Origin of the sequence: Nocardia sp. NPDC051990, assembly GCF_040680755.1 — a bacterium.
GTDB lineage: Bacteria > Actinomycetota > Actinomycetes > Mycobacteriales > Mycobacteriaceae > Nocardia.
Window position 1 is genome coordinate 166,919 of record NZ_JBFAXH010000001.1, and the last position, 20,750, is coordinate 187,668.

Below are 20,750 nucleotides of genomic sequence, written 5' to 3' on the forward strand. Positions count from 1 at the left end.
ACTGCGCCTCGCTGACGCTCGGCTCCGTCGTGCGCGAAGGCATGCTGTGTCTTTGGTTCACTCGCTGACGCTCGCTCACTATGCCTGCTCCAGCGACTTCATCTTGTCGAGCACCGATTCGGCGGTCGGATCACGCAACTCGTCGACAATGCGACCGTCCGCGAGGAACACCACCCGGTCGGCATATCCCGCCGCATGCGGCTCATGGGTGACGATGACGACCGTCTGGTCGAATTCGTCCACCGCCGCGCGCAGGATCGAGAGCACCTCCTCCGAGGCACGCGAGTCCAGATTGCCGGTCGGCTCGTCACCGAAGATGATCTCCGGCTTACCGGCCAGCGCCCGCGCGCACGCCACCCGCTGCTGCTGCCCGCCGGACAGTTCGCTCGGCCGGTGCGTGAGTCGATCGGTGAGCCCGAGCCGCTTGATGACCGTATCCAGCCAGTCCTGGTCGGGCTTGCGGCCCGCGATATCCAGCGGCAGGGTGATGTTCTCCTGCGCGGTCAGCGTCGGCACCAGGTTGAATGCCTGGAAGACGAAGCCGATGCGATCGCGCCGCAGCCGGGTCATCTGCTTATCGGAGAGTCCGGCGAGATCGGTATCGCCGATCCGCACGGTTCCGGTGCTGGCACTGTCCAGGCCAGCCAGGCAGTGCATCAGAGTCGATTTGCCCGATCCGGAGGGCCCCATGATCGCGGTGAACTCCCCCTTCACGAACTCGGCCGATACCCCGTCCAGTGCCCTGACCTGTGTATCACCGTGACCATAGATCTTCACCAGGTCGACGGCGCGAGCCGCCACAGTAGTGGCGGCAGCCGTTTGCTCGAGGTCGGCACCCAGGGCGTGCGAAGTCATGCAACCCAGTCTGTCGGGTCTCGCGCGCCCGCGCCATCCGGAACCTCCCCCAACCGTCGAGGTCACAATGAACCCTTAGAACTATTCCGACCCGCCCAGACCGAAGACCCCCGGATCCTGCGCGAGGTCGCGGAAGTAGCGCGCGCCCGTCCGGCACGCTCGGTGCGATCGAGCAGACCACCCACTCCGACGATCTCCGCGGCGACCGTGCCGTCCGCCTTGCGGATCTCCTGGATGGTCTCATGCCTTGATGCAATCAAGGATGTCGGCATCGAGCTGCACGGCGTGCGAGATCATGATGCCGTGGCCGGTGGCCGAGTATTCCTTGTCAGTATCACTTGGCCAGTTGTCCGACTCGCTGGCGCGCTACACCGAGCAAAGTTGCGACATCGACGTCGGGAACGTCTTCGCGTCGAAGCTCCTTCACGAGAGCACGCTGTTCATCATTGAGTTGGTTCGACAGGCGGTCGAGTTCCACGCGAAGCTCGGCAATGCGTTCCGTGCGCATTTGCAGGTCATGCGCGTCGCCGACGTCGTCGACAATCAAATGCGTCTCGACCCGAGAGAGCGGAACATCGAGCTTCGCGGCAATAATTGTGCGCGCCTCATAGCCGACGTCGGTCAGGTGTCGTGCTTGTCCACACGGATCTTGCCCATACACATCAGGGATAGTGATTTCCCACCATCGCCCAACGCGGCTCGCGTGAATGCCGTAGGTGACAGCCTTACTCACTGTTCCTCCTTCGGGCAATCGCAGGAGTCAACGGCCTTGTTGATGGTGCGGACCACACCCGGCGAAATGGTGCGGTGGCCATCCGGAACACTCACGTCGTGCTTGCTGGTCGGACACCCGTAGATGGTGTGCCTACCGGCACCATCGCGCAGCGGGGACCAACCGGCCTCCTCGAGCGCCTCGAGGACTTTCCTGGTCGGCTGCTCCGCGATCACAAATCGCGCTAGCGCGACAGCATGAAATTCGGCAAGCCCACTAGCATCAGTCTAGTGCGGCCGCGATCGCCGCACTTTGCGGAGGCCGAAATTCCAGCGGTGACCAGGAGCCGCTACTTCAGGATGAGCAGCGCCGATTTCTCGATGCGGTCAGCGATTTCGGAGTAGGAGGCATAGCCCATACCCGCGCGGACCAGCGCACCCGCGTAGACGAGTTCCAGGGATTCGACTACGTCCCGGTCGGCGTCGGGACCGAGGGCGCGCACCAGCCGTTTGCGGATTTCCATCCCGATCCGCGCACGCAGGTGGGCCACATCCGGATCGCAGCCGAGCAGGGCGCTGGTCACCGCACCCGAGAGTTCTTGTTCGTCGGCGACCAGCATGGCGATATTGCGGAGTTCGGCGATGACCCGGATGGTGGGATCCGGGTCATCGCTGACCGGAGCTGAGCTGGCGAGGAGGCGACGCCAGAAGACCTCGGCGACGAGGTGTTCCTTGGAGGAGAAGTAGGTATATGCCGTGGCGGTGCCGACGCCGGCCGCCGCGGCGACCATGCGGATGGTCATCCCAGCGAAGCCTTCGCGCGCAAGCACTTCCACTGCGGCCTTGGTCAGCTTGTCGACTGTGTCGGCCTGCTTCTCGGTGAGGCGTCGCCGGGTCGCCTCGAGGATGATGGACTCGCTTTCGGACATGTGTCCAGATCCTACTTTGCGGCGGCCCGACCGGCGCGCCGGCCATAGAAGCTGCCGTCACCGAGGGACGCACCGCTGACATAGCCACCAGCACAGAGCCCGGAGGTGCAGCGTCCCGCGGCGAACAAGCCGGGAATCGGTTCGCCGGAGACGTGCAGCACCCGCGAGTCCAGATCGGTGTGCAACCCGCCGAGGGTGAACCCCGCGGTGAATCCGCGCATATCGAAGGCCGCGAGCGGGGTGCCGATCGGCTTGACCCACTCCGGCTTCTTGCCGAGCAATGGATCCTTGCCATCGGCGGCGTGCAGGTTGTAGCAGTCGATGGTGCCCTGCAATGCGCGCTCCGGCAGCCCCATATCGGACTCCAGCTCCGCGACCGTCTCGGCCACCCACGTCGGCGGCTGCCGGAAGAACGGTGTGGATGTCACCGTGGCCAGCGCGGCCTCGAGCGACTCCTCATCGATGATCAGAAATGCCTGATTCTCCTGCTGGATCAGCGTCGCCTGCCCGATCCGCCCCGGATAGGTGTCCTCCGGGAGATAGCGCTGACCGCGTCCGTTGACCAGAATGCCGCGCGCCAACAGCTGCGGATCACCGAAGAACGCCACCTCGGTGGCGTCCATATGCGCCAACTCCGCACCGAGCGCCTGCGCGACCAGAATGCCGATGCCGTCGTGTTCCTCGATGGCGGCGGCGGGCCGCCCGATCAGCCGCGGCGCATAGCCCTCGATCATCTGCTGGTGGTAGGCGAAACTGCCGGTGGCGAGCACAACCCCGCGTTCGGCGCGAATCGCGACCCGCTTGCCGAAGCGGGTCGCAATGACGCCGACCACCCGATCGGTCTCGTCGATTACCAGCCGCCGGATCCGGATGTCGTATTCGACACGGACACCGAGACTTTCGGCGGTATCGGCGAGCGGCTTCATCAGCATGTAGCCGCCGCTCTTGGCACCGATCTGCTTATCCGTCATTTGCGGAACATGGCCGCGTGGAGCGGGTTTCGCGATCGCATTGAACGGCGCGGCATTCTCGCCGCCGGAGTACATCAGCCCTTCGTCGTGCGGCGGTTCCCAGCCGGGCTCACCCCAGAACTCCTCCTTGAACGGCACACCGCAGGAAACCAGCCAGTTGTAGTGCTCGACGCTGTTCTGGCAATAGTCCGCGATCTTGACCCTATCCTGTCCAGGCCCCAGCGCGGCCTGCAGGAAGGTCTCCATATTCTCCGGTGTGTCCTCGAAGCCGAGCGCCTGCTGCAAGGGGGTGCCACCACCCAGGTAGATAAATCCGCCCGCCATGGCCGCCGCACCGCCCCAGCCGCCGGTACGTTCCAGGATCAGCACGTCGGCGCCGGCGCGCGCGGCCTCGATGGCGGCACAGACTCCGGCGATGCCGTATCCGGCGACGACGACATCCGCCTCGAAATCCCATGCGGCGATCGCGTCGGCGCGCAGCGGCCGGATCTTTGTAGCATCAGACATGTTTCGGGTTCCTCACTTGCTCACATCCTCGGACAACACCGACGATTCGGACTCCCCCGCCGCCCGGCCACCACCGCTCACCGATTCGCTGCGCGATGCCGTATTCATGCATGCTCCGATACCGCCTGGACAGGTGTATGGAATATAGTCTCGGCGTCTACCTCGGCGCAAGAACTCGTTTCAGAATGACACTTCAGAACCGCCCAGACCTTTTCCAAGGAGCGCCACCGGCCGTAACACAGACCGAGCCCGAAGTTCAGCTCTGCGATAACGGATTTTTCAGGGAAAACTCTGTCGGTTCCAGTACGCCGATGGTACTGTCCAGACACATGTCCAGCTATGTGTCTCCCATCGCTGCCATGACACCGGTCATCGATGAGAACTGGTTCTCGAATATCGGGTTATCGCGATGACGGACACCGCACTCGAGCCCCCGACCTTCGAACCCTACGACTAAGCACCCGGATCAGCACCTGCCCCGCCTTCACCTTTACCGACCGCAAAATTCCGCTGCCGCTCATCGTCATTCGCCGAGAGTGAATTGCCATGTCCCACAACTTCGCCGACCTGTTCGAACATGCGGTCGACGCGATGCCGCAGCGTACCGCGCTGATCGAGGGCGATCTCGCACTCTCCTTCGCCGAACTCGACGGCCGGGCGAATCGCCTCGCCGACTATCTCGGCACGATCGGCGTCGGCCGCGGTACCCATGTGGGTTTCCAGATGCACAACGGCATCGAGACCATGACCACCCTCATCGCCTGTTTCAAGGCAGGCGCCGTCCCGATCAATATCAACTACCGTTACGGGGTCGAAGAGCTCGGCTACCTCTACGACAATGCCGACCTCGAAGCGCTTGTGTGCCATGAGAAATACGCGGACGTGGCCCGGGAAGCACTGGCCGACACGCCGTCGATCCACCTACTGATCGTCGACGACCGGCCCCCCACCCGCATTCCCACCGATACCACCACCCCGGCAGGGCTTTCCACAGCGTACGAGCGCGCCCTGCGCTCGGGCTCGCCCATCCGCCGCGCGATCGAACGCACGTCGGACGACCTGTTCATGATGTACACCGGCGGCACCACCGGCCGACCCAAGGGCGTGATGTGGCGGCAAGAGGATATGTGGCGGGTACTCGGCGGCGGCATCGACTTCTACACGAACGAACCGGTTTCCGACGAATATCAGCAGTCCCGGGTCGGTGCGGCGGGCGAGCCGAGCAACTGGTTCGTTTTGCCGCCGCTCATCCACGCCGCCGCGATGATGCCCTCCTTCATCGCCCTGTGGACCGGCAATGCCGTGATCCTCGAGCCCAAGTTCGATGCCGAGCGGGTGTGGCAGGTGGTTGCACGGCGACGCCCGCGCATCATGGTGATCACCGGCGATGCCATGGCGCGTCCGCTGATCGATGCCTATCGCGCCGCACCGATGGACGCATCCTCGCTCGTCGTCATCGGCTCCGGTGCCGCGCTGCTGTCGCAGTCGGTGAAAAACGCACTGCTGGACCTGTTTCCGTCGACAGTGATCTCCGATTCCATCGGCTCCTCCGAAACCGGTTTCGCCGGTATCGGTTTCGCGCAGCAGGACGACCATCCCAGCCGCGGTCCGCGCGTACAGAGCGGACGCGGCACGATCGTGGTCGACGATGCCGGACGGCAGGTCGAACCCGGTTCCGAGGGCTGGCTCGCCAAGACCGGTTCGGCGCCGATCGGCTATTACAAGGATCCGGAGAAAACCGAGCGGCTGTTCAAGACGGTCGACGGCACCCGGATTGTGGTGACCGACGATCGCGCCAGGGTCGAGCCGGACGGCGCGGTAACCCTGATCGGCCGCGGCAATACGGTCGTCGATACCGGCGGTGAGAAGGTCTTCGTCGAAGAGGTCGAGAGCGTGGTAAAGGCGTACGAGGCCATTTACGACGCCGTGGTGATCGGAGTCCCGCACGAGCGCTGGGGCCAACAGGTGGCGGCTGTGGTATCCATCGCGGGCACCGGACCGGTGAATTTCGCCGCGCTGGAGCGCCATGTGCGCAAACATCTCGCGGGGTACAAGGTGCCGAAGCAGATCTGGGTCGCCGACGTCGTCACGCGGACCCCGAGCGGCAAACCCGACTACCGTTGGGCACGGGAGTTCGCGACCGGCCGCGCGCCGGATCATCAGGCGGGTTGACCATGGCTCGGCCGGCATTCGACCAGGTCATCCCCATCAAGGCCCGGACAGCCACGACGAGAACGTGTTCTAATTCAAGAGCATCTGCCGTCAGCACGGAGAAGGTCCGATGAATACCGATCTATGAACCCACGATCCTCACCGATGTCACCCCGAGATGACGCACGCGACCGCGGAAACCTTCGGTCCAGTGGTGAGCGTCTACCGGTTCACCGACGAGCAGGAGGCCATCCGGCTCGCCAACGACACCAGCTACGGTTTGAATGCCAGCGTCTGGAGCCGAGATCTCGCCCGCGCCAATCGAATCGGCGCCCAACTCGAGGCCGGGAATATCAATATCAACGACGGTTTCGTGACCACCTATGCCGCCAAGGGCACCCCGTCCGGCGGTGTCAAACAATCCGGCGTCGGCACCAGGCACGGCGATCAGGGCCTGCTGAAATACACCGACAGCGTGAATATCGGTGTGCAGAAGCGCCAGGTGATGGCGTCCCGCGCGGGTCTGCCCTATGAGAAGCAGCTGAAGACGACGCTGACAACCCTGCGACGCATGCGCCGACTCAGGCTGCGCTGAACCACTGTTCAATCCTCTGGAGATCTATGTGATGTTCAGTGCGATCGTCGATGTAATGCCCAAGATCATCCAGGTCGCCGATCCGGTACGGTTGCGGTCGGGGTGGATCAACGGCATCAAGAACTGGCAGGTCCGATACGAATGAACATCCGCGACATTCCATTACGAACCCTCTCCGGCGACCCGGCAACACTGGGCGAACTGGTCAGAGATAAGGCAGTACTGCTGGTCAATGTGGCCTCCAAGTGCGGACTGACACCGCAGTACACCGGACTCGTCGAACTTCAGCAGACCTACGGCGACCGCGGCTTCAGCGTGGTCGGGGTGCCGTGTAACCAGTTCATGGGCCAAGAGCCGGGTACCGCCGAGGAAATCGCGGAATTCTGCTCGACCACCTATGGTGTCGAATTTCCGCTGCTGGAGAAGACCGATGTCAACGGCGAGGACCGCCATCCGCTCTACCAGGCACTGGTGCAGACCGCGGATGCCGAGGGCACGGCCGGTGATATCCAGTGGAACTTCGAGAAATTCCTGATCGATCGCGAAGGTGCGGTGGTCGGCCGGTTCCGGCCGCGCACCACACCTGACGACGCCGCGGTCGTCTCGGCGGTCGAATCCCTTCTGTAGCAATGGCGGCCGGAGCTCGTCGCCCGAGCTCCGGCTCCCATGCTCACGCCATGGCGAAATGCAGCAGGGCCTGCTTATCGCCCTGCTTGACCTTGCCCTTGCGATTGAGCACCTCGAGCTGCCAGCTACCACCGCTGCGGAACGCCTTGGCCACCGCATTGGCGTTATCCGTGCCGAGCAGCGACGGCCAGATATCGGCCACCTGCTGAGTGCTGCCGCCGGTCGCGTCGTAGATCTTGAACGAGATGTTGTTGGCCTTCTCGAACGATGAGCCCTTCTTGAATGCCGCGGCCACGAAAATGATCGCGTCGATGGCCTCGGGCACATTCGCGAAGGTGACGTGCACCGCCTCGTCGTCGCCGGAGGCGGCGCCGGTCTGTTCGTCGCCGGTGTGCTGGACCGAACCGTTGCCCAGCGGGTCGAGAGAGTCGAGACCGGCGAAACGCACCGGTTCGGCGCCCTGCATGAGGATGGCGATCAGATCCAGATCCACACCGCGCTTGCGGCGCAGCATCCCGAGCGCAGCGCCGCTGGTGCCCCCCGACGGGTCCCAGCTCACTCCGACCGTCAGCTTGGTGATGCCATTGAGATCGGCGGCACCATCTTCCTTCTTGAGCGTGATCATCTCTTCACAGTACAAGCGAATTCGCCAAGTCCATGGGGCACAGCAGCTTCCGCTCATTCTCGCGTAAGGCGCCCTACCACGCCTCCCTGCGAACGCAGCTATGTGGAGCTGTGAGCCGATTGTTGCCGTTGTACCTACCAGCGCGGGTCCATCGGCCCTGCACACATCGCGTGGCGCCGGCCGACACTGGCAGGAGCCGGCAGATCGGTCATTCGAAGTCGAGAGCACAAGGGAGGAAGCGCGATGAATGTCACGGATATTCTTGCTACCGCGAAGGACTCGATGACGGCGAAACGCGCATTCGCGGAGCCGGTCGAACGAGACGGCACAACGGTGATTCCGGCGGCCGCGATCTCCGGTGGCGGCGGTGGGGGCGGCAGCGACAAAGACGGGCAGGAAGGATCCGGTGGCGGTTTCGGGATGGGCGCCAAGCCGGTCGGGGCGTATGTCATCAAGGACGGGCAGGTGCGCTGGCAGCCCGCGGTCGATATCAACCGACTGATCATGGTGGTCGGCATTGTCGCGGTGACCGCACTGCTTGTCGGTGCCCGCATCGCGAAACTTCAGGCACAGTAGCCCTTTCGGACAGGGCCGATAGGATCAGGGGCGGAAGAGGTTGTTGAGATCGGTCTGGGTGAGTTGTTCGGCGGCATGGGTGAAGGTGCCGCAGTCGGCCAATTCGTGTGCGGTATCGAGCAATTTACGAACGGCTCGCCGCTTTTACGTGCCGAGCAGAACCGGGCGCGAGCCATTTTTCGCGCCGGTTCTGCGGATCAGTTCAGCGGGGCCGAACGCCACCAGCGCAGGACATCGTGCAGCTCGCCCGTCAAGCCGTCGGCGTACATGAGGAATTGGGCGCGCTTGCTGTCGCCGGTGAACGCGGTGACGATCTTCGGCCCGTCGTTGACGAATTTGTAGTTGGTGTAGGACTTTCCACCGTTGATGTCGGTCGACTTGGTGGCATCGGCGGGCAGGTTGCGCAACGCCTCCTGTACATCGGAGGCGTTGTTGTAGACGTAGATCGTGTAGAATGGATCGTCGTTGTCACCGCCGCCGTAGCAATCCCACTGCGCGGTCCATGCGCCGAAGTCGGGCGTGCCCGGGGTGGGCAGGGTCAGGTCACCGGTCTTGTGGGCATTGCATTTCGCGCCGTTGTAACCGACCGAAGCGGATTCGCTGGCGGGCACCATGGCCGGGAACTCTTTGCTGATCGCGGCCGCCGTCGCGTTCAACGTGCCGTTGCCGCTATCGGACGAAGTCGACGCGGTCGTCGTCGTGCTGCTGCTGCCGCCGCCGGAGTTCGATGAACCGCCGTCCGAGACTATGCCGATTATCGCGAGCACGATCACCAACAGGATGACCAGGCCGACGCACAGCGCGACGATCAGCCCGACATTCGATTTGCGCTGCGGCGGTCCGGGCGGTAGCGCTCCGCTCATCGGCGGCCGGGGCGCGGTCGCGAATCCGAGCGGCTGCTGGTTGTACGGATTGCTCGGATGCGGCTGCTGTTGGGTCGGCGCGGCGTGCACCTGCTGCGGACCTGGGGCGGCATGCGCAGCGAGATTGACCATCGTCGGCGCCAACGGCTGCATGGCGGGCGGCGCGCTGGTCTGCGGATACGGGCCGCTGGTCTGCGGATACGGTCCGGCGGTCTGCGGATACGGCCCGTTCGTCACCGAATGCGGCGTACCGGTCACCGGAATCGCCGGTCCGGTACCCGGGCGCGGACCGCCGACCACCGGCATCGCCGGTGCGCTCGGATTGGTGAATGCCTGCTTGGCCGCCAGCGCGAACTCCGAGCAGGAGGCGAACCGGTCATCGGGCCACTTGGCCATCGCCTTGGCCAGCACGGCGTCCAGCTGGTACGGCAGGCCGGGACGGACGCTGCTCAATGCTGGGGGTGTGCCCTGCAGATGTCCCTGGATCACCGCCGCCGGATTGGTCGCGGCAAACGGACCGGCCCCGGTGAACAACCAGAACAACGAGCACGCCAGCGAGTACTGATCCGATCGGTGATCGAGCGAGGCGCCGGTGAGCTGTTCGGGCGAGGCGTAGGCCAAGGTGGCGGTGAAGGTGCCGGTCTGGGTGAGATGGCCGGTGTCGTCGCGCAGCCGCGCGATACCGAAGTCGGTCAGGTAAACCCGCTCACCGCGCCCGCCGCCGGAGCGGGCCAGCAGGATATTCGCGGGCTTCACATCGCGGTGCAGCACGCCCATGCTGTGCGCGTAGTCGAGCGCGTCGGCGGTCTCCTTGACGATCTGGACCGCGCGCTCCGGCGGCAGCGACTTGGGGTCGACCGACGCGGCATCGATGCCGTCGATGTACTGCATCGAGATCCACAGCTGCTCATCCTCGAGGCCGCGGTCGTACACGGTGACGATATTCGGGTGATCGAGCTGGGCAACCAGATCCGCCTCCCGCTCGAATCGCGCCCGCACCTCCTTGTCGAAGAACATCTCCCGATTCAGCAGCTTCAGTGCCGTCATCCGCGGCAGTCGCGGATGTTTCGCCAGGTACACCGAACCCATGCCACCGCGACCCAGTTGCCGATCGATGACATAACCGACGAATACGTCACCGCTGGCCAGCATGTCTGCTCCACTTCCCGCCGCGCACCGGGACCCACCGATGCGCCGGCGTACAGCATAAGAATGCGCGATCAGGACCTCCCGACCACGGAAAACATCGAAACCTTAGCAGGATTCGCTTAAGCCCTGGTTATCGTCGACTTATCGGTATCGCGTGCGATTTTCGACTGTTTCCGGCTATGGCGGCGGGCGTGCCGCGGGGCTGGGCGGCGTTCTCCCGGGGCGACGTGGGATATCGGGCAGCGCGATGGTGCCGGGTCGCGGTGCCCGGCGCGGCGGGAGCGGCAGGCGCGGCTGGGATGTCCTCGGCGGCACGGGGGCCGGTTGGGCCGGACGTGCGGTTCCGCTGCCGCCTACCGGATCAGAAGTATTGGTGGGCACCGGGTTTCGAGGCAGAACCGCGGTGCTGAGCGATTCCAGCGGCGGGCGGTTCGGCCCCGGCGGACCATAGTGCGGCTGCGGCGCCGACGACAGCAGCGCCCGGCGGGCGGCCAGCGCGAATTCGGTACAGCTGCCGAATCGGTCCGCGGGCCGTTTGGCCATCGCGCGCGCCAGCACCGCATCCAAACCGGCTGGCACATCCGGCCGATACCGGCGCAGCGACGGTATCGCGCCGGACAGATGTCCATTGATGACCGCCATCGGATTGGCCCCGTGGAAGGGCGCGACACCGGTCAGCATCCAGAACAGCGAACAGGCCAGCGAGTATTGGTCGGCCAGGTAGTCGGGCGTCCCGGTCAGTTGTTCCGGTGCGGCGTAGGCCAGCGTGGCGGTAATGGTTCCTGCCGAACTCAGCGTGGATTCGCCATCGCGCATGCCGGCGATGCCGAAGTCGGTGAGCAGCACCCGTTCCGGCTGTCCGATCGGCGCCTTCGCCAGCAGGATATTCGCCGGTTTCACATCGCGATGCAGCACGCCGTTGCCGTGGGCGAAATCCAGGGCGGCCGCGGTATCGGCGACAATCTGCACCGCGCGGCCCGGCGCGAGCACGTTGACATCCGCGCAGGACGCATCCGCGCCCGGCACGAATTGCATCGAGATCCACAGCTGCTGATCCTCGGCGCCACGGTCGTAGACGGTGACGATATTCGGATGGTCGAGCTGGGCGACCAGATCGGCCTCCCGCTCGAAGCGGCGCCGGATCTCGGCATCGGTATACAGTTCGCGCTTCAACAATTTCAGCGCGGTCAGGCGCGGCAGGCGCGGATGCTGGGCCAGATACACGGTGCCCATACCACCCTGGCCGAGCACACGTTTGATCGCGTAACCAGCGAAAACATCGCCAGGTCGCAGCACAGTGGATTCACCCCCCGTATCGGGTCGAGCACCTGGATCCTACCGATGTATCTGTTCGCATGGCCCGGACGCAACATGTTCGTTGCGGTGCCGCAGACGATGTCGGTGGCACTCGTTAGGCTCGGCCCCATGCGCATTGGAGCACACGTCCGGCTCGACAGCGATCCGATCGGCTTCGGTGAGAAACTCGGCGCCGAGGTCATCCAACTGTTCGTCGTCGACCCGCAGAGTTGGGATAAACCGACCCCGCATCCGCGGACCGAGGAGATCCTCGCCAGTCCGATCGATGTGGTGGTGCACTCGTCCTATCAGATCAATGTGGCCAGTCTGAACAATCGCCTGCGCATGCCGTCGCGCGATGCGGTCGCACAGCAGGCGAAGGCCGCCGCCGATATCGGCGCGTTCGGTCTGGTGGTGCACGGCGGACATGTCCGCTCCGACGACGAGCTGGAGACCGGAATCGATAACTGGCGCAAGCTGTTCGAGCGTCAGCAGGACAAGGGCGGCTTCCCGGTGCCGATCCTGATCGAGAACACCGCGGGTGGTAACCACGCCATGGCCCGGCATTTCGATTCGATCGCCCGGCTCTGGGACGCGGTCGGCGATTTCGGCGCGGGCTTCTGCCTGGACACCTGTCACGCCTGGGCGGGCGGTGAGGATCTGGTCGGCGTCGTCGAGCGGATCAAGGCCATTACCGGCCGCATCGACCTGGTGCATCTGAACTCCTCTCGCGACGAGTTCAATTCGGGCGCGGACCGGCATGCCAACTTCGCCGACGGGACGATCGATCCGGAGCTGCTCGCGCAGGTGTGCCGGACGGCGGATGCTCCGGTGGTTCTGGAGACGCCCGCCGAGGGTGTCGCCGAGGATCTGGCGTACCTGCGCGAGCACGTCGGCTGAACCACCTGCCTATCCGGCGGGCAAGGTCAGAGCAGCGGAGCGGCCGGGCAGCTATGTCGCGGCGCGAACGGGCAGTACGGCGCAGGGCGGACGATGCGCGCGCGGCGGCGGAGCCCCGAGCTAGTCGAACGGTCGGTGGTCGGCGTCAGCGCCTATTCTCCTGCGTTATCCGCCTGAGAATGGGCGCTGAGGTCAACTCGTCCCTGAGACACGGCGTTGGGATCACGGCGACGAAAACCCTGGTCGGGACAGGTGTTTCGGTGATGTGCTCGAGGCGCATCAACCGATTTCAACCCAGCGAAGGTGATCCCATGACGATCGACTACGCCCAGACAACCGCAACCGTGACCAAAATCGGCGCTCGCATCGGCGCCCAGGTCGACAATGTCCGGCTCGGCGGCGATGTGGACGCGGCAACCGTCGCGGTGATCCGGCGCGCGCTGCTCGAGCACAAGGTCATCTTCTTCCGCGGGCAGGACCATTTGACCGAGGACGGACAGTACGAGTTCGCGCGACTGCTCGGCACCCCGACCACCCCGCATCCGACGGTCACCTCGCACGGTGTCAAGAGCTTGGCCATCGACTCCGAGTACGGCCGCGCCAATAGTTGGCACACCGACGTCACCTTCGTCGACCGGATCCCGAAGGCCTCCATCCTGCGCGCGGTCACCCTGCCGACCTACGGCGGCTCGACCATCTGGGCCTCCACCGTGGCCGCTTACGATTCGCTGCCGGAGCCGCTCAAGCGGTTGGCCGAGAACCTGCGGGCCGTGCACACCAATCTCTACGACTATGCCGCCACCGACGTCGGCCGGAGCAACCCGAATACCGACGCCTACCGTGCGGAGTTCCAGTCCGACTACTACGAGACCGAGCATCCGGTGGTGCGGATGCACCCGGAGACCGGTGAGCGCGCACTGCTGGTCGGGCACTTCGTCAAGCGCTTCGTCGGGGTCTCCACCAGCGAGTCCCAGGCCCTGTTCCGCCTCTTCCAAGATCGGGTGACCCGGCTGGAGAACACCACGCGATGGCACTGGCAGGCCGGTGACGTCGCCATCTGGGATAACCGCGCCACCCAGCACTATGCCGTCGACGACTACGACGACCAGCCGCGCAAGCTGACTCGAATCACCCTCGCCGGCGATATCCCGGTCGGTGTCGACGGTGTCACGAGCACGTCGCACCACGGCAATGCCGAGCACTACTCGATCATCGAGGAAGCTTTCCGACTCAAATCGTGACGGCGACCGCACGGCTGCCGCAGCATTTGGCGATTGTGTTGCGGCGGTTGAGGGGCCGTGCGGTTGCTCGACCGGAATTCGTGCCGGGACCAGGTCGGGCCGTTGCCGGGTGGCACGATAGTACAGACTGATGCCATGAGTATCAGCCCGCTGGACGGGGTTCGCGTCCTGGAACTCGGCAATTACATCGCCGCGCCGACCGCTGGTCGCATCCTCGGCGATTTCGGTGCCGAGGTGATCAAAGTGGAGCGGCCGAAGGCCGGAGACGAGCTACGCAACTGGCGGCTCTACGGCGGCGATACCTCGATGCTGTACCGGGCCATCAACCGCAACAAGAAGTCGATCACGTTGGATCTGCGCACCGAAGCGGGTCGGGGCATCGTCCTGGATCTGCTCCGGCACTGCGATGTGCTGCTGGAGAATTTCCGGCCGGGCATGCTGGAGAAGTGGGGCCTGGGTCCGGAGGTGCTGAACGAGGTCAATCCGGATCTGGTGATCACCCGGATCTCGGCGTACGGGCAGACCGGGCCGCTGGCGGCGCGGCCCGGTTTCGCCGCGGTCGCCGAGGCGGTCGGCGGACTGCGCGAACTGGTCGGGGATCCGGATCGGCCGCCGGTGCGGGTCGGTGTGTCCATCGGTGATTCGATCGCGGGGATCTACGCGGCCTTCGGCACGGTGATGGCGCTGTTCCAGCGGGCACGTACCAACGCATCGATTCCGCTGGGGGAACGCGTCATCGATGTGGCGCTGAACGAGGCGATCCTGTCGGTAATGGAATCGCTGGTGCCCGACTATCTCGCGTACGGCATCAATCGCGAGCGGGTCGGCGGGCGGATGGAGGGCATCGCGCCGAGTAATGCCTACCCGACCAGCGACGGTACGAGCATCATTATCGGCGGCAACGGTGATGCCATCTTCCAGCGCTACATGGAAGTGATCGGGCGTCCCGACCTGGCCGCCGACCCGGAACTGCAGGACAATGCCGGACGCTGGCGCCATCGCGAACGGCTCGACGCGTCCATTGCCGAGTGGACCGTGCGGCACACTCGCGACGAGGCGCTGAAGCTCTTGGAGGCGGCGGCCATTCCGTGCGGCCCCATCTACACCGCCGCCGATATCGTCGCCGACGAGCAGTACAAGGCGCGCAATATGATTCAGCCGTTCCCGGTGGATGTTGGTGCACCGCAACCGAAGACGGTCGGCTTTCCCGGCATCGTGCCGGTGATCGGCGAACATTCCCTGCCGATCCGCAATGTCGGACCAGACCTGGGTGAGCACACACGCGAGGTGCTGTCGGAACTGCTCGGCATGAGCGATGCCGATATCGCCGGATTGGAGGCGTGATGCGCGCCGGTATCGACGGAGTGGAGGCGGTATGACGCGACGGGTATACGGCAGGCGTCGACCGCCGGGGCGCGGTGCGCGCGAATTGCGCGCACCCGGTCACGCGCGTCCGACAGTGCATCCCACCCCGGCCACGAACGAAAAGCCTTGCGGTGGTGTGATGTGCGTGCCACCGCACGTGCGTCAGGCGCCGCCGGTCCAGGATGCGCGGGAGGAGGAGTGATGCTGCGCGATGTGACTCTGCGCGACGGGTTGCAGTTGACCGGAAAGGTGCTGCCGGTCGAGCGCAAGGTGGATATCGTGCGCCAGCTACTCGCCGTGGGCGTGCCCGAGCTGGAGATCGGTTCGATGGCGCGTCCCGATCTGGTGCCGCCGATGGCCAACACCATGGAGCTCATTGCCGCGCTGAGTCCCGAAGAGCTGCAACGCTGTTGGGTGTGGGTGGCCACACCGCGCCATGTGGAGAAGGCCGCCGCCGCGGGCGTGCGCAACTTCCAGTACTGCTTCTCCGCATCGGATGCACACAATAAGGCGAATATCGGCCGCAGCACCGAAGACAGCGTCGCCGCCATGCCGGATGCCGTTCGGTTGGCGCGAGCGGCGGGCGGCGAAATCCAGCTCTGCCTCGCCACCAGCTTCACCTGCCCCTTCGACGGTCCCGTCGATCCGGAGCGCGTGTTGGCCATTGCCAACGATCCGCGCACCGAGGGCGCTTGCGACATCGTCATCGCCGATACCCTCGGCCAGGCCCACCCGACCCAGGTATCAGAACTGATCTCGGCAGTCCGCGACCGAACCCCGCACCGCCGCATCGTCTTCCACGGTCACGACACCTGGGGTATGGGCGTCGCCAATACCCTCGCCGCGCTACAGGCCGGAGCCACCATGGTCGACGGCTCCCTCGGCGGCCTCGGCGGCTGCCCCTTCGCACCCGGCGCGAGCGGCAATACTTCCACCGAGGACATCCTCTTCGCCACCCGACCCACCTGGTTCACCCCACCGGTCCTGGAAACCCTGGTAACCCTCACCGAATCCCTACTCACCGAACTCGACGAACCCAATCGCTCCCGCACCGCCGAAGGCGCCCGCTCCAAAGCCGCCGCCTTCGAATGGGTCACCCCCGTCACCACATAAGCAGCGCGAACCGCGCACAGGGCAAAATATGTCGGCCACGACACCTCTGAGGTCAGTGCCTCGAGCCGACGTGCGAGAGCGCCGACTGTGCTGTCCATCTGCCCGCACCGCACGCGCCCGCCGATGGGCACACCGTCGCGTTCCCAGAGCCCCCAGCGGCCGGTCGCAATTCGCTTCCGGATGGCAATGGCGGTCAGACTCGGTAGCGGCATGCCGGATTCGCGGCGCATGGCCTCGGCCCAGTCGACGCACAGCCCGACATCGGATTCGGTTGCAGGCCGGGATGATCCAGCAGCATTCGGAAAGTTCAGCTGCGCGAGCCGGTAGAGGCGAGTCGAGTACGCCTCCCGATAGCCGATACCGTGGCGCTCGCCCCAGTGCTCGGCGAATTCGGTGGCATCATCGGTCGCACCCTCGACGTCGTCCGCGTCCGAAGCTACCTCGGCGACGGCATCGGCAACGGCCGCAACACTTCCCGCGGGCAGCTCACCGAGATACACCCCACGCCCGGCCGCGCGCATGGCGGCACCGATCACCGTCGCATCGTCATCGTGGTCGGATAGGAATCGCGAGCGGTCGGCATCGACCTGCATGTCGGTGAGATGGTTGGCGATGCCGGTGGTGATCACCGTATGCCGCAACGGATCACGCAGCAGGAACGGCTCGGTCAGCGACCGGAAGCGCGCGGCATCGACGGTGATCTCGATCCTCATACGAATCACGCTAGAGCCCGAAAGCCCTGCGCGCTCCCGATTTCCTTGCGCCACCGCAGCGCGGGCCGGTTCGATTCAGCTGGTTCGATCCGCCCCGTCGGCGCGCAGCTTCAGCAGCACCAGACCGGCGGTACACGCGAGAATCAGTCCGGCGACGGTGATTTCGACGTGCAGTCCGGCGATGCCGAGCACGGCTCCCACGATACCGCCGATGAAAATCAGCCAGGCCGTTATCCGCGACAGCGTCGTGGACATGGTGCGCACTGGCGGGTTCGACACGACTTGCTGCGAAGTTTCCGGGACCGCCGATTCGTCGGCCGTGGCGGAGGCTCGCAACGGAGTTGTCGAGTAAGCTCCCATCATCAACTCCTCGATGACGCCGATCAGAGTATTGCCGTCGCCCGATTTGCACCGCGCGTCTCTCATCTAGGTGTTGGCGTCTCACGCGTAACTTTGATCACACACGCTACGGCCATCGGACGCGGTTCGACCACGACACGTGCCCGCGACACGCCGAAGAGACCAATTCGATATCTGAATCGCCACTGTTTAATTCGTGCCGCATCGCGCGTGCCCTGCGTGTGCTCATCTGGCCGGGCCGACCGGCCTCGATTATTGTGGGCCCCACTCGAAACGACCAGGAGTGTTACCGATGCAGAGCAGCAGGACCAAGATCGCCGGTCCGGTGATCGCCGCGGGCGCGGTCTCGCTCGGACTCGTTCTCATCGGCGCCTGCGGACTCGGCAAACACGACACCTACGTCGCACCGCCACCGATCAAATCCGCCAATGACGACGCCGCCCCGGCCGTGCGCTATGGGACAAGCACCCCGACGGCACCGAAAGTGATCATCCCGCCGTCGCCGAGCTGGCAGGTGGCGCCCCCTGGACGCAAGCCGGCCGGATTCACCGTCCCGTCCAGCCCGACGGCCGTGCCGCCGCCCGCCTCCAGCACCGAGCTCGAGCCACCGACCACAACACACCACGCGCCAGGTCCGAGCGACGACGAATAGCAAAACGGCGGCGCATATCTCGCACGCGCCGCCGTTCGGAACTACCGGGTCCTACAGCTCCGGCAGGTCGTAGTCACCGACCTGCGCACTGAGCACCCGCAGATGATCCAGCCCACCACCGAACGTGCGCTCGATCGCGGTGAGCCGGGCGACGTAATGGCTCACCGGGTACTCCGCGGTGACACCGATACCGCCGTGCATCTGAATCGCCTCTTGGCCGATATGCCGAGCAGCGCGACCAACCTGCAGCCGCGCCCGCGAGGCGATGACCGGATCGTTGACACCATCGGCCAACGACGCATTCGCGTAGAGGCTCATGCTGCGCGCCAGTTCCAGCGAGACGTACATATTCGCTGCCCGCTGGGTCAGCGTCTGGAACTTCGACAGCGTGACGCCGAACTGCTTGCGCGTCTTCAGATAATCCGTCGTCAGCCGCAGCGCCTCCGCCATCGCACCGATGGACTCCGCGCACAGCGCGGCCTGGGCGTGGAAGATCGTGATCTGCACCGCCTCGGCGGCGTCGATATTGTCACCGAGCAATTCGCCTTGGACGTTGTCGAATTCGAGCTGCGCGCCACGCTGACCGTCGAATGTGCGGTACGACTTGCGCTGCACCGCGGCGGGATCCACCAGGAACAGTCCGATGCCGCCGGTCGGCAGCACTGCGCTGACCACCAGCTCATCGGCGCTGTCGCCGTGCGGAACCGGATTCTTCAGACCCGTCAGCGTCCACGAATCACCCTGCTGCACAGCGGTGGTCGCGAGTTCGGCGGACGGCCAGCGCACACCGGGTTCGGCATGCGCGAACGCGAGCAGTTTGGTGCCGCCGGCCACCTCGGGCAGGATCCGCTGGCGCTGTTCGGCACTGCCGACCCGCGCGACCAAACCGCCCGGCACCAGCACCGCATCCACGAGCGGTTCGGGTGCCAGCCGACGCCCGATCTCCTCGAGTACGACCATGGTCTCCACCGGACCGGCACCGGCACCGCCGTCCTTCTCGGTGAAGCTCAGGCCCAGCACGCCGAGTTCGGCCAGCTGGTTCCAGATATCGCGGCTCCAGCCGAGTTCGGTGTCGGTGACCTTCAGGCGGGTCTCGGGATCGTAGTTGCGGGCCAGCAGGTCGCGCACCATGTCGCGCAGCATGACCTGTTCATCGGTGAGTTCGAAATCCATGGCTGCGCCTCACAATCCGAGGATCGTGGAGGCGATGATGGTGCGCTGCACCTCGCTGGAGCCTCCGTAGATGGTGGTCTTGCGGTAGTTCAGATAGCCGGGGCCGCTGCGCTGCGCCCAACCGGGCGAGGCGATATCGGCGGCATCGACCGGGAGTGCGTCCTGGCCCGCGATGTCGAGCAGCAACTCGGTCGCGGCCTGCTGCAGTTCGGAACCGCGCAGCTTGAGCACCGACGAGGCCGGATTCGGCTTACCGTCCGAGGAATTGGAGACCACACGGAGCTGAGTGAGTTCCAGTGCGAGCAGTTCGTTCTCCAGTTCGGCGATGCGCGCGGCGAAGACCGGATCCTCGAGCAGGGTGCCCGAACCCGACTTGGTCTGGCGCGCGTAATCCTTCGCGACACCGAGCTTGACCTTGGTGCGCCCAACAGCGGTAATGCCGGTGCGCTCGTTGCCGAGCAGGAATTTGGCGTAGGTCCAGCCCTGGTTCTCCGCGCCGACCAGCTGATCGGCGGGCACCCGCACATTCTCGAAGAAGACCTCGTTGACCTCATAGCCGCCGTCGATGAGCTTGATCGGGCGGATGGTCACGCCGGGAGATTTCACATCGAACAGCAGGAAGGAGATGCCCGCCTGCTTCTTGGATGCGTTCGGATCGGTGCGGACCAGGCAGAAAATCCAGTCCGCGTACTGGCCGAGCGTGGTCCAGATCTTCTGGCCATTGACGATGTAGGAGTCACCGTCACGCACCGCGGTGGTGCGCAGCGAGGCCAGATCGGATCCGGCGTCGGGTTCGGAGAAGCCCTGGCACCACCAGATATCCAGCGCGGCCGTCGGCGGCAGGAAGCGCTCCTTGATCTCCTGCGAGCCGAATTGCGCGATCACCGGACCAACCATCTGGGCATTGAACGTCAGCGGCTCGGGCACCGAGGCCAGCTGCATTTCGTCCTGCCAGATGTGTCGCTGAATCGGCGTCCAGTCCTTGCCGCCCCACTCGACCGGCCAGTTCGGCACGGCCAGACCGTGGTCGTTGAGGATCTTGTGCGTAGTGACGATGTCCTCGCGGGACAGTTCGTGGCCGTACTTGAAGCGGTCACGGATGTCGGCGGGAATCTCGGTCCGGTAGAAGTTCCGCAGCTCGTCGCGGAAGCTCACCTCGTCGGGCGTCAGACTTAGTTTCATACACATCTCCCGGTGTGTCTCGTACGTCCGAGTCAAACCTACCTCTCGGTAATCTCTCGCTATCGAGTGGGTGACTGGGGGTGGGTCGGGCATCTGTCGCGCGTCGGGCCGCAGCGGTGGGTGCGGCCGGTTGTGCATCCCTGGGCGGTGTCAGCGACGAACTGGTACGTTGCTGCACGTGGGGCCGGGCTATCCC

Annotated in this window: 21 protein-coding genes and 1 pseudogene; 11 read left to right on the forward strand and 11 right to left on the reverse strand. The window is 65.0% G+C overall.

The window, feature by feature from the left end:
- Nucleotides 1–78: 78 nt before the first annotated feature.
- The 5 genes from AB0L63_RS00765 to AB0L63_RS00785 all read right to left on the reverse strand — a co-directional run bounded on the left by AB0L63_RS00765 (nucleotide 79) and on the right by AB0L63_RS00785 (nucleotide 3,973).
- Nucleotides 79–855: an ABC transporter ATP-binding protein gene (locus AB0L63_RS00765; protein WP_364492819.1), complete on the reverse strand. Its 777-nt coding sequence runs from the start codon at nucleotides 853–855 to the stop codon at nucleotides 79–81.
- 334 nt (nucleotides 856–1,189) lie between these two features.
- Complete coding sequence (locus AB0L63_RS00770) at nucleotides 1,190–1,588, reverse strand: hypothetical protein (RefSeq protein ID WP_364492821.1); 399 nt, start codon at nucleotides 1,586–1,588, stop codon at nucleotides 1,190–1,192.
- Nucleotides 1,585–1,803 (reverse strand): type II toxin-antitoxin system HicA family toxin, encoded by a 219-nt coding sequence (locus AB0L63_RS00775; RefSeq protein WP_364492823.1) that lies wholly within the window; start codon nucleotides 1,801–1,803, stop codon nucleotides 1,585–1,587. The genes AB0L63_RS00770 and AB0L63_RS00775 overlap by 4 nt, the downstream gene beginning before the upstream one ends.
- A gap of 113 nt (nucleotides 1,804–1,916) precedes the next feature.
- Nucleotides 1,917–2,495: a TetR family transcriptional regulator gene (locus AB0L63_RS00780; protein ID WP_364492825.1), complete on the reverse strand. Its 579-nt coding sequence runs from the start codon at nucleotides 2,493–2,495 to the stop codon at nucleotides 1,917–1,919.
- 11 nt (nucleotides 2,496–2,506) lie between these two features.
- A complete protein-coding gene (locus AB0L63_RS00785; RefSeq protein WP_364492827.1) occupies nucleotides 2,507–3,973 on the reverse strand; it encodes an FAD-dependent oxidoreductase in 1,467 nt (488 codons plus the stop codon).
- Nucleotides 3,974–4,519: 546 nt separating this feature from the next.
- On the opposite strand from AB0L63_RS00785, the gene AB0L63_RS00790 reads away from it, so the two are divergent.
- The 4 genes and pseudogenes from AB0L63_RS00790 (at nucleotide 4,520) to AB0L63_RS00805 (ending at nucleotide 7,346) form a co-directional block, all read left to right on the forward strand.
- Nucleotides 4,520–6,145, forward strand: coding sequence for an acyl-CoA synthetase (locus tag AB0L63_RS00790; protein ID WP_364492829.1), 1,626 nt, complete (start codon nucleotides 4,520–4,522; stop codon nucleotides 6,143–6,145).
- Nucleotides 6,146–6,302: 157 nt separating this feature from the next.
- Nucleotides 6,303–6,719, forward strand: coding sequence for an aldehyde dehydrogenase family protein (locus AB0L63_RS00795; RefSeq protein ID WP_364492831.1), 417 nt, complete (start codon nucleotides 6,303–6,305; stop codon nucleotides 6,717–6,719).
- 16 nt (nucleotides 6,720–6,735) lie between these two features.
- Nucleotides 6,736–6,864 (forward strand): annotated as a pseudogene (locus tag AB0L63_RS00800) (steroid C27-monooxygenase); the annotation flags it as partial.
- Entirely contained in the window at nucleotides 6,861–7,346 is a 486-nt protein-coding gene (locus AB0L63_RS00805; protein ID WP_364492833.1) for a glutathione peroxidase, read from the forward strand. The pseudogene AB0L63_RS00800 and the gene AB0L63_RS00805, both read left to right, overlap by 4 nt.
- Before the next feature lie 43 nt (nucleotides 7,347–7,389).
- Here AB0L63_RS00805 and AB0L63_RS00810 read toward each other — a convergent pair whose 3' ends face one another.
- On the reverse strand, nucleotides 7,390–7,971 hold the full coding sequence (locus AB0L63_RS00810) for a TerD family protein (RefSeq protein WP_364492835.1): 582 nt from the start codon (nucleotides 7,969–7,971) through the stop codon (nucleotides 7,390–7,392).
- Nucleotides 7,972–8,214: 243 nt separating this feature from the next.
- Between AB0L63_RS00810 and AB0L63_RS00815 the strand changes: the two genes are divergently transcribed.
- On the forward strand, nucleotides 8,215–8,547 hold the full coding sequence (locus tag AB0L63_RS00815; RefSeq protein WP_364492837.1) for a spore germination protein GerW family protein: 333 nt from the start codon (nucleotides 8,215–8,217) through the stop codon (nucleotides 8,545–8,547).
- A gap of 197 nt (nucleotides 8,548–8,744) precedes the next feature.
- On the opposite strand, the gene AB0L63_RS00820 is transcribed toward AB0L63_RS00815, so the two are convergent.
- On the reverse strand, nucleotides 8,745–10,562 hold the full coding sequence (locus AB0L63_RS00820; RefSeq protein ID WP_364492839.1) for a protein kinase: 1,818 nt from the start codon (nucleotides 10,560–10,562) through the stop codon (nucleotides 8,745–8,747).
- Between the two features lie 174 nt (nucleotides 10,563–10,736).
- Complete coding sequence (locus AB0L63_RS00825) at nucleotides 10,737–11,855, reverse strand: serine/threonine-protein kinase (RefSeq protein ID WP_364492841.1); 1,119 nt, start codon at nucleotides 11,853–11,855, stop codon at nucleotides 10,737–10,739.
- A 129-nt stretch (nucleotides 11,856–11,984) separates the two neighbouring features.
- On the opposite strand from AB0L63_RS00825, the gene AB0L63_RS00830 reads away from it, so the two are divergent.
- From AB0L63_RS00830 to AB0L63_RS00850, 5 genes are all read left to right on the forward strand, one after another.
- A complete protein-coding gene (locus AB0L63_RS00830) occupies nucleotides 11,985–12,755 on the forward strand; it encodes a deoxyribonuclease IV (protein WP_364492843.1) in 771 nt (256 codons plus the stop codon).
- Between the two features lie 311 nt (nucleotides 12,756–13,066).
- Nucleotides 13,067–13,996 carry a TauD/TfdA family dioxygenase gene (locus tag AB0L63_RS00835; RefSeq protein ID WP_364492845.1) on the forward strand — a complete coding sequence of 310 codons (930 nt, stop codon included), beginning with the start codon at nucleotides 13,067–13,069 and terminating at the stop codon, nucleotides 13,994–13,996.
- Between the two features lie 135 nt (nucleotides 13,997–14,131).
- Complete coding sequence (locus AB0L63_RS00840; RefSeq protein ID WP_364492847.1) at nucleotides 14,132–15,340, forward strand: CaiB/BaiF CoA-transferase family protein; 1,209 nt, start codon at nucleotides 14,132–14,134, stop codon at nucleotides 15,338–15,340.
- Nucleotides 15,341–15,562: 222 nt separating this feature from the next.
- The gene (locus AB0L63_RS00845) at nucleotides 15,563–16,474 is read left to right on the forward strand and encodes a hydroxymethylglutaryl-CoA lyase (RefSeq protein WP_364492849.1); all 912 of its coding nucleotides are present in this window, start codon (nucleotides 15,563–15,565) and stop codon (nucleotides 16,472–16,474) included.
- A gap of 362 nt (nucleotides 16,475–16,836) precedes the next feature.
- Nucleotides 16,837–17,037, forward strand: a complete 201-nt coding sequence (locus AB0L63_RS00850; RefSeq protein ID WP_364492851.1) for a hypothetical protein — start codon at nucleotides 16,837–16,839, stop codon at nucleotides 17,035–17,037.
- Nucleotides 17,038–17,262: 225 nt separating this feature from the next.
- Here the strand turns inward: AB0L63_RS00850 and AB0L63_RS00855 are convergent, their stop codons facing one another.
- Complete coding sequence (locus AB0L63_RS00855) at nucleotides 17,263–17,466, reverse strand: hypothetical protein (RefSeq protein ID WP_364492853.1); 204 nt, start codon at nucleotides 17,464–17,466, stop codon at nucleotides 17,263–17,265.
- Nucleotides 17,467–17,839: 373 nt separating this feature from the next.
- Between AB0L63_RS00855 and AB0L63_RS00860 the strand changes: the two genes are divergently transcribed.
- Entirely contained in the window at nucleotides 17,840–18,199 is a 360-nt protein-coding gene (locus AB0L63_RS00860) for a hypothetical protein (RefSeq protein WP_364492855.1), read from the forward strand.
- A 51-nt stretch (nucleotides 18,200–18,250) separates the two neighbouring features.
- Here AB0L63_RS00860 and AB0L63_RS00865 read toward each other — a convergent pair whose 3' ends face one another.
- Together AB0L63_RS00865 and AB0L63_RS00870 are read right to left on the reverse strand one after the other, a co-directional pair.
- Nucleotides 18,251–19,372, reverse strand: coding sequence for an acyl-CoA dehydrogenase family protein (locus tag AB0L63_RS00865; RefSeq protein ID WP_364492857.1), 1,122 nt, complete (start codon nucleotides 19,370–19,372; stop codon nucleotides 18,251–18,253).
- Between the two features lie 9 nt (nucleotides 19,373–19,381).
- Nucleotides 19,382–20,554 (reverse strand): acyl-CoA dehydrogenase family protein, encoded by a 1,173-nt coding sequence (locus AB0L63_RS00870; protein ID WP_364492859.1) that lies wholly within the window; start codon nucleotides 20,552–20,554, stop codon nucleotides 19,382–19,384.
- Nucleotides 20,555–20,750 lie beyond the last annotated feature (196 nt).